This is a genomic window from Variovorax stachyos, from assembly GCF_051400855.1.
Lineage (GTDB): Bacteria > Pseudomonadota > Gammaproteobacteria > Burkholderiales > Burkholderiaceae_C > Variovorax.
This window is the reverse complement of record NZ_JBLFFN010000006.1, coordinates 338,588-352,609: the sequence shown is the minus strand read 5'-3', so window position 1 is coordinate 352,609 and position 14,022 is coordinate 338,588. Positions and strand designations below refer to the sequence as shown.

The 14,022-nt window shown below is 67.0% G+C and carries 15 protein-coding genes; 8 read left to right on the top strand and 7 right to left on the bottom strand.

Annotation, left to right across the window (positions count from 1 at the left end):
* Positions 1-53 precede the first annotated feature (53 nt).
* Positions 54-1,040, bottom strand: coding sequence for a chromate resistance protein ChrB domain-containing protein (locus tag ACMGEZ_RS14170; protein ID WP_436822915.1), 987 nt, complete (start codon positions 1,038-1,040; stop codon positions 54-56).
* 62 nt (positions 1,041-1,102) lie between these two features.
* Here ACMGEZ_RS14170 and ACMGEZ_RS14165 point away from each other — a divergent pair, with 62 nt between their 5' ends.
* From ACMGEZ_RS14165 to ACMGEZ_RS14150, 4 genes are all read left to right on the top strand, one after another.
* Positions 1,103-2,365 carry an MFS transporter gene (locus tag ACMGEZ_RS14165; RefSeq protein WP_436822914.1) on the top strand — a complete coding sequence of 421 codons (1,263 nt, stop codon included), beginning with the start codon at positions 1,103-1,105 and terminating at the stop codon, positions 2,363-2,365.
* A gap of 81 nt (positions 2,366-2,446) precedes the next feature.
* Positions 2,447-3,079, top strand: a complete 633-nt coding sequence (locus ACMGEZ_RS14160) for a GDSL-type esterase/lipase family protein (RefSeq protein WP_436822913.1) — start codon at positions 2,447-2,449, stop codon at positions 3,077-3,079.
* A gap of 321 nt (positions 3,080-3,400) precedes the next feature.
* On the top strand, positions 3,401-3,994 hold the full coding sequence (locus ACMGEZ_RS14155) for a sugar transferase (RefSeq protein ID WP_436822912.1): 594 nt from the start codon (positions 3,401-3,403) through the stop codon (positions 3,992-3,994).
* Entirely contained in the window at positions 3,978-4,643 is a 666-nt protein-coding gene (locus tag ACMGEZ_RS14150) for a PIG-L deacetylase family protein (protein ID WP_436822911.1), read from the top strand. The genes ACMGEZ_RS14155 and ACMGEZ_RS14150 overlap by 17 nt, the downstream gene beginning before the upstream one ends.
* Positions 4,644-4,739: 96 nt before the next feature.
* On the opposite strand, the gene ACMGEZ_RS14145 is transcribed toward ACMGEZ_RS14150, so the two are convergent.
* Entirely contained in the window at positions 4,740-5,168 is a 429-nt protein-coding gene (locus ACMGEZ_RS14145) for a VOC family protein (RefSeq protein WP_436822910.1), read from the bottom strand.
* 296 nt (positions 5,169-5,464) lie between these two features.
* Positions 5,465-5,677 (bottom strand): hypothetical protein, encoded by a 213-nt coding sequence (locus ACMGEZ_RS14140; RefSeq protein WP_436822909.1) that lies wholly within the window; start codon positions 5,675-5,677, stop codon positions 5,465-5,467.
* A gap of 35 nt (positions 5,678-5,712) precedes the next feature.
* On the opposite strand from ACMGEZ_RS14140, the gene ACMGEZ_RS14135 reads away from it, so the two are divergent.
* Positions 5,713-6,129 carry a hypothetical protein gene (locus tag ACMGEZ_RS14135; protein WP_436822908.1) on the top strand — a complete coding sequence of 139 codons (417 nt, stop codon included), beginning with the start codon at positions 5,713-5,715 and terminating at the stop codon, positions 6,127-6,129.
* Between the two features lie 9 nt (positions 6,130-6,138).
* On the opposite strand, the gene ACMGEZ_RS14130 is transcribed toward ACMGEZ_RS14135, so the two are convergent.
* Positions 6,139-6,837, bottom strand: coding sequence for a phytanoyl-CoA dioxygenase family protein (locus ACMGEZ_RS14130; protein WP_436822907.1), 699 nt, complete (start codon positions 6,835-6,837; stop codon positions 6,139-6,141).
* A gap of 125 nt (positions 6,838-6,962) precedes the next feature.
* Here ACMGEZ_RS14130 and ACMGEZ_RS14125 point away from each other — a divergent pair, with 125 nt between their 5' ends.
* Positions 6,963-9,359: a phosphocholine-specific phospholipase C gene (locus tag ACMGEZ_RS14125; protein ID WP_436822906.1), complete on the top strand. Its 2,397-nt coding sequence runs from the start codon at positions 6,963-6,965 to the stop codon at positions 9,357-9,359.
* Between the two features lie 209 nt (positions 9,360-9,568).
* Positions 9,569-10,255 (top strand): hypothetical protein, encoded by a 687-nt coding sequence (locus ACMGEZ_RS14120; RefSeq protein ID WP_436822905.1) that lies wholly within the window; start codon positions 9,569-9,571, stop codon positions 10,253-10,255.
* Positions 10,256-10,267: 12 nt separating this feature from the next.
* Here the strand turns inward: ACMGEZ_RS14120 and ACMGEZ_RS14115 are convergent, their stop codons facing one another.
* The 3 genes from ACMGEZ_RS14115 to ACMGEZ_RS14105 form a co-directional block, all read right to left on the bottom strand.
* Positions 10,268-10,549 carry a hypothetical protein gene (locus ACMGEZ_RS14115; RefSeq protein ID WP_436822904.1) on the bottom strand — a complete coding sequence of 94 codons (282 nt, stop codon included), beginning with the start codon at positions 10,547-10,549 and terminating at the stop codon, positions 10,268-10,270.
* 20 nt (positions 10,550-10,569) lie between these two features.
* A complete protein-coding gene (locus ACMGEZ_RS14110; protein WP_436822903.1) occupies positions 10,570-11,352 on the bottom strand; it encodes an OBAP family protein in 783 nt (260 codons plus the stop codon).
* A 154-nt stretch (positions 11,353-11,506) separates the two neighbouring features.
* On the bottom strand, positions 11,507-13,240 hold the full coding sequence (locus tag ACMGEZ_RS14105) for a RecQ family ATP-dependent DNA helicase (protein ID WP_436822902.1): 1,734 nt from the start codon (positions 13,238-13,240) through the stop codon (positions 11,507-11,509).
* A gap of 254 nt (positions 13,241-13,494) precedes the next feature.
* Here ACMGEZ_RS14105 and ACMGEZ_RS14100 point away from each other — a divergent pair, with 254 nt between their 5' ends.
* Positions 13,495-13,989 carry a hemerythrin domain-containing protein gene (locus ACMGEZ_RS14100; RefSeq protein WP_436822901.1) on the top strand — a complete coding sequence of 165 codons (495 nt, stop codon included), beginning with the start codon at positions 13,495-13,497 and terminating at the stop codon, positions 13,987-13,989.
* Positions 13,990-14,022: the final 33 nt, after the last annotated feature.

Below are 14,022 nucleotides of genomic sequence, written 5' to 3'. Positions count from 1 at the left end.
TGACGACCTCCCGCAGCCTCGTTGGTGACGATGTCGGTCATTGGACGCGTGCCTCAGGCCTTGGTGCGCGCGGCTTCGCGCTCGAAATGCGCGTACAGCGAATCCAGCACGCCGCCGATCTCCGCGAGCAAGGCGTCGTCGTCCGGCAGGCGTTCGCGCGCGCCCGCGAGCACGGCTTCGAAGCCCGCCCCCTCGGGCGCCGATCCGCCTCCTGTGTCGAGCGAGCGCACCATCGCCCCCAGGCGCATGAGCGCCGGGTCGTCCTCCAGCCCGAAGCTCGCCACCAGCGTTTCGAAAGTCACTCTCTCGCCGACGTGGGTGAAGGCGGCGCCATCGAAGTCGAAGCCGAGCGCCTTCCGCGGGCAATCGGCGGGCCTGGCAAGCCACTGGAACCGCGCGGCCGGGTCGATGAAGCGGCGGATCAGCCATGCGCTCGCCACGCGGTCGACCCAGAGCCGACGGCGCGTTGCCCACAGGCGGCCCTGGTAGTCGGCAATGTTCAGGCGGGGAATCTGGCCCTCGGCTTCATGCGGCTCGTCGGGCGACAGCAGCGCCTCGATCCGCCGGCTGAGGTCGGTCCACGCGGCTTCGGCTTCGAGGCTCCCTTCGCCGGGGAAGAAGTCCGTGGCGAGGAGCGCTTCGTAGTCGCGGCGCAACTTTTTTTGCAGGCGCGTCAGATCGTTGACGCCCATGGAAGGAAGGGTCGCTCCTGCTTCCTTCCAGGCCTTCAGGAGTGCCGCGTAGTCCTCGCTGCGATCGAAGAGCTGCGGGTAGCCGGCGGTGTCTGCAGCGCTTGCCGGCGCAATCAGCATGAGCCAGGCGCTGCCGCCTTCGCGAATGCATTCGTCTGCCAGTTCCTGCAGGGCATCGCGATGCATGGTGTTGAACGGGAGCAGGTAGGCGCCGTCGCGCAGTGCAGCGCAGCCCAGGGTCTTGAGCGCGCGCCAGATGCGCATGCGGGCCGTCGCGCCCTGGGTCGGCAACGAAACGATCAGCAACAGCCACTGCCCGGTATCGCCGGAGGTGTCACGAGATTTCATGTAGAGAACAATACACCTATGTGATGATCGCTACAACGAATGACCCCAACCTTGGAGTAGCGGTGAATTCCAAGCCCTTTCCTCGCCCGGCATCTGGATTCGGATGGCTTTTGCCCGTGGGTGTCGATCCCGGTGCGCTGCCCTTGCTCGTCGCGAGGGGGTTGCGCGCTTTCGGCGACGGCTACATGGCCGTCCTGCTGCCGGCCTACTTGCTGGCCATCGGGCTCGGTACCCTGGAGGTCGGTATCGTGAGCACCGCGACGATGCTGGGCTCGGCGCTGGCCACGCTGGCGGTGGGTGCGTGGGGGCACCGCTTCCCGGGCGGGCGCCTGTTGCGCTGTGCGGCCCTGCTGATGGCGGCGACGGGGTTGGGATTCGCCGGCCTGTCGTCGTTCTGGCCTCTGCTGATCGTGGCAGTGGTCGGCACGCTCAACCCCAGCTCCGGCGACGTGAGCGTTTTTCTTCCGCTCGAACACGCTCGCCTCGCCTCGGCTGCGCAAGGCAATGCGCGCACCGCGCTGTTCGCACGCTACAGCCTCGCGGGCGCGCTGTGCGCGGCATTGGGGGCGTTGGCGGCTGCGGTGCCGGACTGGCTGGTGCGTCACTCCGAGCTGGCGCGCGTCGATGCGTTGCGCGGCATGTTCCTCGTGTACGCCGCGATCGGCCTGGCGGTTCTCTGGCTGTATCGCGCGCTGCCGTCACCCAATGGCCACGCCGGCGCGAACAACCTGCCTCCCGCTCCGGCGCCGCTGGGGCCTTCGCGCGGCGTCGTGATGCGCCTGGCGGCGCTCTTCAGCGTCGATGCCTTCGCGGGCGGCTTGACGGTCAACGCCTTGATGTCGCTCTGGCTGCTCGAGCGCTTCGGACTGTCGCTGTCGCAGGCCGGCGTGTTCTTCTTCTGGACCGGCCTGTTGAGCGCCGCATCCCAGCTCGCGGCACCACGGGTCGCCCAGCGCATCGGGCTGTTGAACACGATGGTTTTCACGCACTTGCCGGCCAACATCTGCCTGGTACTGGCTGCTCTTGCGCCGAGCCTTCCGATCGCCTTGGGATTGCTGTTCGTCCGCAGCGCCTTGTCGTCGATGGACGTGCCCACGCGCACTGCCTACGTCATGGCCGTCGTGACGCCAGGAGAACGCAGCGCCGCGGCGAGCTTCACGGCGGTGCCGCGGAGCCTGGCGGCGGCGATCAGCCCGACGCTGAGCGGCGCGCTCTTCGCCGCAGGCTGGATCTCGATGCCGCTTATCGCATGTGGCGTGCTCAAGATCGGCTACGACCTGGCGCTCTGGCGAGCGATGCGGCGCAGTCCGATCGACAGGCAATGATGGCGAGGCCCTACGACCGGCGCCCGTTCAGGTAGGGGTGGTGAGAACCGGAAGCACCAACGCGTGCTACCTTCAAGCTCGATGAACCGTCGACACCTGCTCCTGGCCAGCCTGCCGCTGGCCCTGGCTCTTGCAGCCTGCGGAAAACGCAAGCCTTCAAGTTCCGTACTGAAGCCCGATGCACGCGTGCTGGCGCTGGGCGACAGCCTGACCGTGGGCTATGGCGCCACGCCCGAGCAGGCGTGGCCTGCGATTCTGGCGCAACTGACCGGCTGGCAGGTCGACAACGAAGGCGTCAACGGCGACACCTCCGCCGGTGCGCTGGAGCGCTTCCAGGCGCTGCTGGCGACAAGCAGCTACGACGCGGTACTGGTCGGCATCGGTGGCAACGACATGTTGCGCGGCATGTCCCAGCAGACGACGAAGGACAACATCGCCGCCATCGTGCGCTCGGCACTTGCACACACGCCCTACGTCGCGGTGATCGCAACGCCGAAACCCGAGCCGCTTCGTGCAACGGTGGGTTCGCTCAGCGATGCCGGCTTCTACGAGGAGGTGGCCAAGGCTGAGAAGGCGCTTCTGATTCCGGACGTGTATTCCACCGTCTTGTCGGACGCGGCGTTGCGGTCAGACCGCATCCATGCCAATGCGCAGGGCTACGCCGTGATCGCACAGCAACTGGCCGACAAGCTCAGGGCCGCGGGTTGGCGCTGAGCAGTACTCGCTGATTCCTGCTCCATCGACGAGCTTCCTCAGCGACTTCGCAGCGATTGCTGCGCTGCAGGTCTGCCCGGTCATCAGAAGGTGCGTGGCCTGAAGAAGACGCCTCCGGTTCTTTTTTGCGCAACGAGTCCCAGCAGAGGTGAGCCCTAAAGTATTATTTGGTCACCCCCAGCCCACCTCGCGTACCCAATGTTCCGTACAGACGCTTCAGGCGCGCCTCGCCCCTTTGCAAGTCCCCCGCCCGCGCCTGAGCACGCCAAGGCGGCGCCCCTGTCCGCGAACCGGAGGCGAGACAGCAGCTTTCATCGGGGCGTGAAGCGCGCGCTCGACATCGTCATCGCGACGGGCCTCCTTCTTCTCCTGTCGCCGCTCCTCCTCGCGATCGCCTTGTGCGTCGCGTGCAGCAGTGGCCTGCCGCTGATCTACACGCAGAAGCGGATGGGCTGCCAGGGCCGCCCCTTCCGGTTCTTCAAGTTCCGCTCGATGCGCAACGGCGCCGATCACGCCCTGCAGCAGCACCTGCGCGCCAGCCCTTCGGCGCGCGGTGAATGGAACGCCTTCCAGCACCTCGCCGAAGACCCGCGCGTGACGCGCACCGGCCGGATCCTGCGGCGGTTCAGTCTGGACGAGCTCCCGCAACTGTGGAACGTGCTCAAGGGCGACATGAGCATCGTCGGCCCGCGCCCCTGCATGGAGCGGCAGATCAGCCTTCACGCCAGGGGATGGGCGCACTACTGTGCGATGCGCCCGGGAATGACCGGCCTCTGGCAGGTCAGCGGCAGAAACGACCTGACCTACCCACAGCGGGTCGAGCTCGATGTCGAGTACGTGAACAAGTGGTCCCTGGGGCTGGACTTCATCATCCTGCTGAAGACCCTTCGCGCAGTGCTTGCCGGCGGCGGCTGAGCGCGAACGAACGGGCCGACGCATGTTGGGCAAGAGGATTCTGCTCGTGGGCGCACATGCGGATGACGTCGAGCTCAATGCGGGAGGCTCGATCCACAAGTGGCGCGGCGAAGGGCGCGACGTTGCGATCGCCATCCTCGCAAGCCACGACTCGCAGGTTCGCCACGAAGAAGTCGAACTGGCCGGCAAGCATCTCGGCGTGGATCAGATCTTCTGGCTGGGCGGGAAGGACACGTCGCTGCACGACGGGTTCAATCATCTTCTGGTCGGGCTCGAGGAACTGTTGCGTCGCTTCGAGGCCGACACGGTGATGACGCATTTCCATGCCGACACGCACCAGGACCACGCCACGGCGTACAGGATCAGCATTGCCGCGGCGCGGAAGGTATCGAACTTCCTGATGTTCAAGCCCACCTATCCCAGCGGCAGGCCCGACATTCCCTTTCAGCCGAACGTCGTCAGCATTCTGTCGAAGACCGACATGGACGCGAAGCTGCGCGCCATCAACGCGTTCGAAAGCCAGCGGGCGAAGTACGGCGGCGATTCCTGGGCGCAATCGATGCTTGCCGTGTCGCAAGGCGATGCTTGGACCTACGGCGGCTTGCATGGCTACGCGGAGCTGTTTCAGCTGGGCCGGCTTCGTCTCTGACTGCACAGTGGGGCGAGGAAACGCCTGCCTTCATCGAGCAAAGCCTGCGCGTTCACGCTGCCTGGAAGAACGCCCGAAACCTGGTGATCGCGAGGATCAGAACGTCACCTTGACCGAGGGCGCGCTGCGCTGGGCCTCGCCGTGGAACACCGCCTCGATGTTGTTGCCGTCGGGGTCGAGCACGAAGCACGCGTAGTAGCCCGGGTGATACGGCCGCTCGCCTGGCGCGCCGTTGTCCTTGCCGCCTTGCGCGAGCACTGCCTTGTAGAAGGCGTCGACCATCGCCCTGTCCTGCGCCTGGAAGGCCAGGTGGTGGCGCCCGGTCAGGTGGCCCTGCGCGGCTTCGCTGTCGGCAGTCGATATGAACAGCTCATCGGCCCAGAAGTAGTCCTTGCCGGTGCCGCCCATCGGAATCTTCAGCACCTCGAACGCGGCCTCGTAGAAAGCCCGGCTCGCGGCCAGATCGCGCACGACGAGCTGGATGTGGTCGATCAGCCGACCGCGGTGCAACTCCTGTGTTTCCATGCATACGCTCCTTTGACTTTGGTGGCCGGTTGACGCCTCTTGCGCGGTCGTCGGACGGCACACTGCCTTTCAACCATGCGCCAACGGAATCTTCAATGAAGGAGATGCCGTTGCGCTGCCCTTTGTCCTCATCGCAGTTGTTGAAGATGATATGTGCATGCCGGACCTTGTAGGCGAGGCGAACGACTTCCTGCATGATCTCGCGCAACTCCTGGTCTGGGTGGTCGTAGTCGAAGCGCTCGGCCGCCGAGTTCGCTTCCTTCGGATAGAAGCGCCCGCAGTCGATGAGGGTCTTGTCAGTCCACGGGGCGGTTCCGACCAGGATGCTGCTCATGGCCGGATGCTAATGGCTCGAGCCATCGTGTGGCAGCCTCGTCGGGCGCCAGGCTTCGCAAGCGCTCGTCCTTCCACAGATCAGCGGCGAGCTCGTCGAGCTGATCCGGGTCGATGGTGCGCCACTGCCTCTGAAGCCGATGGGCGCAAACGGCAATCCAAATCTCGCGGTCCATGGCTATACTGTACGTCCATCCAGTATTTTTCGCATGTGTTCGCCATCGTCTACCGATGCCGCCGAGAGGGGCAACTGCTGCACCGCGACGACATCGAGGCCGAGCCGGCACACGGCGAGCTGCAGGTGTTTCGCAAGGGCATGAAGCGTGTGGCCGTGCTGCTCGGCCGCGATGGCGAGAGCTATGTGATCCCGTTGCTCGACAAGGCCAAGCTGCTGGCCCTCGACGATCGTGGCTTGCTGCTGACCGGCGTCGAGATCTACCCGACCCGCAGTGGCAAGGGCACGGGGCCGATGTTCGTTCAAACGTGGTGGTGCGAGCTCAATCCCAAGACGCGTTCGACGGTCGCGAACCCCGCGGAAGCGCGTCGGCGCGAACGGGAGCGCCAAGCGCGGGAAATGGGCGGCGCGCTTCTGCGTCGTCCGATGCGGCGCGGCAACTACGAGTCATGAGCGCGAACGCTAGCGCCCTTCCGCGCGAAAGCAGCGAACCGTCGCCATCATCCGGATGCGCCGAGTGGCGTTGATCGAAGGGGTGTGCAGCAGACGCAGGTCCATGAGAACGATGTCCCCCGCACGGCCCGACATCTCGATGACTTCGAGCCCCATGTCGCGAAGCACATCCTCGCCACCTGGTGTTGCCTTCAAGGCATGGCGCAGCTTGTGGTGGGTGGCGCTGTCGATGCGGTGCGAGCCCGCGACGGCCAAGGTCGCACCGCCGCGCGGTGCGACGTCGTCGATCAGAAAGAAGGCCTGGATGCCGGGCAGGCGATCGAGTCCGTCCGCGCCGATGTCGACGTGCCAGTCGAGTCCGCTCAGCGTCCATTCACCCTGCTGGGGTAACGACAGCAGCAGTTGAGCATCCTGCGGGCAGGACAGTGCGCCGCCCGCGAGCGCGTTCATTGCAGCAAGCAGCTGGCCGGTCATGAGGGTGCCTTGCAGGCCAGACACCTTGACCGAGTTCGACACTCTCCCGATCTGCTGGAAGACCGGCAGCTCTTTCAGTTGCCTGGAAACGACTTTCCCGGACAACCAGATATTCAGCCGCGCGAGCTCCTTCTCGATGTGGCGCTTCGGTGCCTGCATCCGGGCCTTCGGATGAAAGCCATTCAACCGAAGGTAGCCCTGCGTTCTGAAAAACTCGATGTGATCCGCCTGCATGTGCCTGATACCCCGTGAATCTCGATCTGTTGCCGATGCGGACGGCGCTCGCATCGCGTCATCGTCGTGACATTGCGGTTGCCTAGTCTCGGGACTCCCCAGTGCGAAGAACCGATGCATAAGACATGACCACGAACTCCCGCCGCAAATTCCTCCGGAACACCGCCACGACCGGCATCGCCGCCGCCACGCTGGCCGCCTTCCCTCCGAGCATCCGCCGCGCGCTGGCGATCCCCGCGCACCACGACACCGGCACCGTCAAGGACGTCAAGCACGTGGTGCTGCTGATGCAGGAGAACCGCTCCTTCGACAGCTACTTCGGCACCTTCAAGGGCGTGCGCGGCTTCGGCGACCGCTTCGCGATCCCCACGCCGAACGGCAAGAACGCGTTCTATCAGACCTACACGAAGACCACGCCGGCGAGCACCTTCGTGCCCTACCACCTCGACGGGAGCAAAGGCAACGCGCAGCGCGCCGGCAGCACCCCGCACGCCTGGTCCGACTCGCAGGCCGCCTGGGACCATGGCCGCATGTACAAGTGGCCGGACGCCAAGAACCAGCTCTCGATGGGCTACTACGAAAGCGCGGAAGTGCCGTTCCAGCGCGCGCTGGCCGACGCCTTCACGCTGTGCGACCACTACCACTGCGGCATGCACACCGGCACCATCGCCAACCGGCTGTTCTACTGGAGCGGCACCAACGGCCCGAACGGCGTCAGCCCCATCGACGGCAGCAAGGTGCAGGTCGCCGCGCTCAACAACCAGTTCAACGCCGGCAACGACATCGGCGCGTCCACGCAGGGCTGGACCTGGACCACCTATGCCGACCGCCTCGAGAAAGCCGGCGTGAAGTGGAAGGTCTACCAGAGCCTGATCGACAACTTCGGCTGCAACGAAATGATGGGCTTCCGCCACTGGCGCGCCCAGATCGAGCAGATGCCGCCGGCGCGCCGACCGGTCTACGTGCCGGCCACGGACATCACGCAGCCGGTCACCGCCGCCGGTCCCTTCTACGACCCGGTGGTCGACGATGCGCTCAGCCCGCTGGCCAAGGGCTTCCACAACACGATGCCCTACGGCTTCCTGGAGACCTTCCGCGAGGACATCCAGAACGGCAAGCTGCCCGCGGTGTCGTGGATCATCGCGCCCTCCGCCTACAGCGAGCACCCCGGACCGTCGAGCCCGGCCAAGGGCGGCTGGTACGTGCAGCAGGTGCTGGACGCGCTGACGGCCAACCCCGAGGTCTGGAGCAAGACCGTCCTCTTGATCAACTTCGACGAGAACGACGGCTTCTTCGATCACCTGCCCTCGCCCTCGGCGCCCTCGCGCAATGCCGACGGCACACTGGCCGGCGGCACCACGATGAAGGACGAGGACGTGGCGGTCGAATATCACAACTACACGCCCGCGACTCCGACCCAGCCCGCCATGGACGGCCGGCCCTACGGCCCCGGTCCGCGCGTGCCGCTGTGGGTGGTCTCGCCGTGGAGCCGCGGCGGCTGGGTCAACTCGCAGGTCTGCGACCACACCTCGACGCTGCTGTTCCTCGAGAAGTGCTTCGGCGTGGCCGAACCGCAGATCAGCGCCTATCGCCGCGCCGTCTGCGGCGACCTGACCAGCGCCTTCAACTTCGAGCGCCCCAACGACGAGGCGCTGCCCACGCTGGCCGGCCGCCGGACCAAGGCCGAGGTCGATGCGCTGACGGCCGCCCAGCAGGCGCTGCCGAAGATCGTTCCGCCGGCGGACCTCGCGCTGCCGGCGCAGGCGACCGGCGTGCGTCCCTCGCGCGCCCTGCCCTACGAGCTGCACACCACCGCGCGCGTCGATTCGTCCAGCGGCCGCGTGCAGCTCGCCTTCGCCAACAGCGGCCGTTCCGCCGCCGTGTTCCACGTCTACGACAAGCTGCACCTGGCAGACCGCGTGCCGCGCCGCTACATGGTCGAGCCGGGCAAGCAGCTCAGCGGCGACTGGGCCGCCGGCACCGACGACGCCGGCCTGTACGACCTGTGGGTGCTGGGGCCCAACGGCTTCCACCGCCATTTCAAGGGCGACTTGAACCGGCTGCGCGCCGCGGGCGCGCCGCTGCCCGAGATCCGCGTGGGCTACGACGCGCGCAAGGGCGACATCTACCTGCAGATGCGCAACGGCGGCCGGCGCGATTGCCGGTTCACCGTGCAGCACAACCTGGCCTACCCGCGCCTCGACGGACGCGGGGCCGGCGGCAAGGACGGACGCGACGACCATGACGATCACGGCCACCACGACCGCGACCATGACGGCGACCGCAACGACCGCAACGATCACGATGACCGCGGCAACAAGCCCCGCGCCCCGTGGAGCGTGCGGGTGAAGGGCGGCGACGACGCCAGCATGCGCTGGAGCCTGGACGCCACCGGCAACTGGTACGACTTCGTGGTGACCTGCGACGCCGACGCCGCCTTCTACCGTCGCTTCGCCGGTCGGGTCGAGACCGGCCGGCACTCGGTGAGCGATCCGGCGATGGGGCTGCCCGAGCGCTTCTGAAGCGGTGATGGAAGCGCCGCCGTTCACTGGAGTAGCTTCGCCTCCGGCTGCGGTGCTATTCGCCTTCGGAGCGGCCGTGCGGCTCATGGCGGCGCGCCTCCGCGCTGACCCTAGTGGTCAACCGGGCGTGCGGCTCCCATAATCCGCCCACCCCGAAGCGGGTCGCCGTGGTCGGGGGCGAACAACAACCTTCGACAAGGAGCCGAACCATGACTCAACGTGTTTCCTGGCGCGTGCGGGCCGCGCTGATCTGCCTGCCCCTGGCCGTCGTGGCATGTACGGCGATGAGGCCCGGCGGCTCGGGAAGCGGGGGCATGAGTTTCTTCGTGAGCAGCGTCGGTGGCGGCAAGGGCGCCGACCTGGGCGGGCTGGCCGGGGCCGACCGGCATTGCCAATCGCTGGCGGCGGCGGCTGGTGCCGGCGGCAAGACATGGCGTGCCTACCTGAGCACGCAAGCCAAGGACGGCGTGCCCACGGTCAATGCGCGCGACCGGATCGGCAATGGCCCCTGGTTCAACGCGAAGGGCCAGTTGATCGCGCGCAACGTCGAGCAACTGCACGCGGCCAACAACATCACCAAGCAGACGGCGCTCAACGAAAAGGGCCAGCTCGTCGAAGGGCGCGGCGACACGCCGAACCGCCACGACATCCTTACGGGCTCGCGCACCGACGGCACCGCCTTCTCGCCGAACGACACCGACATGACCTGCGGGAACTGGACGCGCAGCGGCACCGAAGGCGTCGCGATCGTGGGCCATCACGACCGCGTGGGCCCCACGACGGACCCCTGGGCCACCTCGTGGAACTCCTCGCATCAATCGCGCGGCGGGTGCAGCCAGCAGGCGTTGCGGGGGACCGGCGGAGACGGCCTGCTCTACTGCTTCGCCACGAACTAGTTGCGCTTGCCGCTATCGGTCGCCGGCCTTCTTGCCGGCAGCCGGCGGCGGTTCCTTGTTGGTCTCGGGCTCCATGTCCTCGCGCAGCCCGTAGGCAGCCGAGTCGTCATGCTCCGACGCTTCCGCGTCCTTGCGCTTGGCCGCCATGCGCTCCGGCGGCGCCGGCCCGGTGTCTTCGCTGCCGCTCTTGGAGCGCTTGCCGCTGAACTTCTCGCCGGCCCCGATGTTGTCGGTGCCGCCGCTGGTGGTGGGGCGCGTTCCGTCCCCGCTGCCGGAACCCGAAGTGTTGCTCATGCTGGTCCTTTCATGTGCGGCTACTTGCCGCCTGCCGGATGGCCGTGCTGCGTGCCCGTCGGGTCCGCAAGCTGAACCGCCCGTCCTTTCTGCCACGCGTCTGCGCCATCCGCGATGGCCGGCGCCGGTATGTCCTCCCGCTGCTTTTTCTTGTCCGCGCTGGCGATGCCGAAGCGCTTGTCGCGCTCCGCGACCATCGCTGCATCCGCCTGGCCGTCCGCCGTGAAGCCCATCATGACCTGCGGGATGCCGATGGGCAGCTGCTTGTTCTGGTCGGTGTGCCAGGTGTGGAAGGTCTTTCCGTAAGTGCCGACGAGCTTCTTCATCAGCGCATGCTCGGCCGCATCCGGAATGCCCGGTGCGATCAGCTGGCCGGACTTCACTTCATGAACGTGGCTGTGCCACAGCGCCTTCTCCTGCTCGGGCAACGTGTTGAACAGGCGTTCGCTCACGATGTACTCGACGCCCATGAGCTTCGCATCTTTGACGTTGCCGTCGTAGATCACGCACTGGATCAGCTCCTCGTTGAGGATGGCGCAGTAGTGGTGCGCCTCCATCTGCATATGAGGACTGCCGTTGTAGAAATGGAAGCCGTCCAGGTAGGCATTGATGGCTTCGATCGGCGGCTTGTCCTGCAGCGCCGCGGCACCCGCCTCCAGGGTGCGTGTGCTGGCTTCCTTGGCGGCCCCGGGCGCCGGCGCGTTGGACGCCGTGTTGCTGCCGCCGCACGACACGAGAAGCGTGCAGGCCGCAAGCAGGGTGCTGGCGATCGGCGTGCGCATCGAACTCGGATCTCCAGGCATCGGCAACTCCTTTCATTGGCTGGATGCGACCTCGGGCAGTTTGTCGCGGGGCGGCCGCCCGCTTGACGGCGCAAGCGGCCTCTTGTTGCAGGACGGGGTCGCAGTCCGTCGGTGCTGCGCGGCGCCGCGCGTTCGGCGCGCGCCTGCGGCCTTCTCATCCTGTTCCGGCGGATGGCCGCGACGCCCGGCCCGGAGTCTTCCGGCTGACGATGGGCTGCACGAAATCGGGCTGGAAGCAGCGGCGGCTCCCGTCGGCGAACTCGATCGTGATCGACAACGCATCCGCACTCACCACGCTGCCTTCGCCGTACCGCTTGACCCGGACCGGCTGGCGGGCGACGAAGGCAGGCGGCGGCAGCCGGGGCCGTGCGGGATGCCGCAGCTTCGGCGCCTCGCTGTCCGCCGCCGCGTCCGCCGCTGCCATGGCCGCCTCGTGTTGCGCGATGCGGCGGCAGTTGTCGCAGTTGCCGCAGCGCTCCTGCGGTGCTTCTTCCTCCAGGTAGGCGAGCAGCACCTGCCAGCGGCACTGCCCGCTCTGGGCATAGAACACCATCCGCTCCAGCGTCGCGTTGTCCTGCTCGCGCTTGCGGCGGTAGGCGGCCAGGAGTTCATGCACCTGGTCGGCGGCGAGGTCCGCGCGCAGCAGGCGCACGCGTCCTTCCCGATCGACGCCGACGATGCGCCGGTTGCGCAGCATGCCGACCGCCGCCTTCAGCTTGTTCTGCGGCAGGCCGGTGCTGTCCTTCAGGTCGGCCAGCGGCTGGCCGCTGGCGTGAGGCGGCTCCCGTTCCAGCGCCTGCAGGAGCGCGTCGAGCTCCTCTTCCGTGGGATAGCGCCCTGTCAGGAAGAACTGCTGCAGCGCGCGGTCCCGGCGCAGGAACAGCAGCGTGCAGGCCGACGGCTTGCCGTCGCGCCCGGCGCGGCCTGCCTCCTGGTAGTAGGTGTCCAGGCCCGAGGGCATCTGGTAGTGCAGCACGAAGCGGATGTCGGCCTTGTCGATCCCCATGCCGAAAGCATTGGTCGCCACCATCACACGCAGGCGATCCGCCATGAAGGCGTCCTGTGCCTCGCCCCGTTCGGCCGCACTGCGACGGCCGTGATACAGCCCCACCGATTCGCCCTCCGAGCGCAAGGCCTCGTACACCGCTTCCGCCGCCTTCACGGTCGCGGTATAGACGATGCCGCTGCCCTTCGTCCCGCCGACCAGCGCGAGCGTTCGGCGCAATCTTTCGTCCTCGCGTGCATGCTGTTCCACCGCGAAGTGCAGGTTGGGCCGGTAGGTGCCGGTATCGATCCACCCGGACCTGGGGATGCCGAGCTTCTCCATGATGTCGGCCGCGACCTCGCTGTTCGCCGTCGCGGTGAGTGCCAGCACGGGCGGATCGCCGATCTCCTTGGCGACGGTGCCAATGCCCAGGAATGCCGGCCGGAAATCGTGCCCCCACTGCGAGATGCAGTGCGCCTCGTCGACCACCAGAAGCGCGATCCTGCGTCCCCGCAGCAGTGCCGCGAAGCCGGCGTCGGCAAGCCGCTCCGGCGTGGCGAACACGAGGCGTGCCGAGCCGTCGCGCACGGCCTGCTCGCCCGAGCGGATCTCGTCGGCTTCCACGTGGCTGTTGAACTGCACCGCCGCAATGCCCAGCGACTGCAGCTTCTCGCATTGGTCCTTCATGAGCGCGATCAGCGGCGATACCACCACCGTGCAGCCTTCGAGCAGCAGCGCCGGGAGCTGGTAGCACAGCGACTTGCCCGCCCCCGTGGGCATGACCGCGAGCGTGGAGCGCCCGCCCAGCACGCGCTCGATCACCTGCCGCTGCCCCGGGCGCAAGGCCTGCAGTCCGAAGACGGTGCGCAACGTGCGCTGCAGCCTGCGTTCCGGAATGGGCATGACGGGTCTCCTTGGGTGCGGGCCGCGATCAGACATGAGCAGCCCCGGCCCGGCAAGTAGGACGACAGAGGTTTCGCGGACCAGCGTCCCTCGCGCTGCGTCGAGCTGCGTCGCGCCACGGATGAGCTGCAGGCGAGCCTCGCGTTCCACCCTTCCGCTTTATCGACATTTCTCCGCGGCGCGCTCCTACGCGAGTCCCGATGACGTCACCACAAGCTGTGCTTCCCCGCAACCACCCACCATTGGAGCCCACGATGCCCACCACCAAACGTTCCGAGCCCGACGCCTGCAGCCTGCTCGACACCGACCACCGCAATGTCAAGAAGATGTTCAAGGAATACGAGACGCTGACCAGCTCGAAGGCGGCCAGTTCCACCCAGAAGAGGCGCGAGCTCGCCAACGAGATCTGCATGGAGCTGACCGTGCATGCGCAGATCGAGGAAGAGATCTTCTATCCGGCCGTGCGAGAGGCCATCAAGGAGACCGACCTGCTCGACGAAGCCGAGGTCGAACACGCGAGCGCCAAGGACCTGATCGCCCAGATCCAGGAGGCGACCGAGGTCGACGACAAGTTCGACGCCAAGGTCACGGTGCTCGGCGAGTACATCGACCACCATGTGAAGGAAGAGCGCAACGAGATCTTCGTCAAGGCGCGCGCAGCGCGCGGGCTCGACCTCGTCGCCCTGCGCGAGCAACTGGAGACGCGCAAGGAAGAGCTGATGGGCGAGCTCACCGGCACGGCCGCGTGACCCTTTCCCGACGTGGGTTGGCGGTGGCCTGGC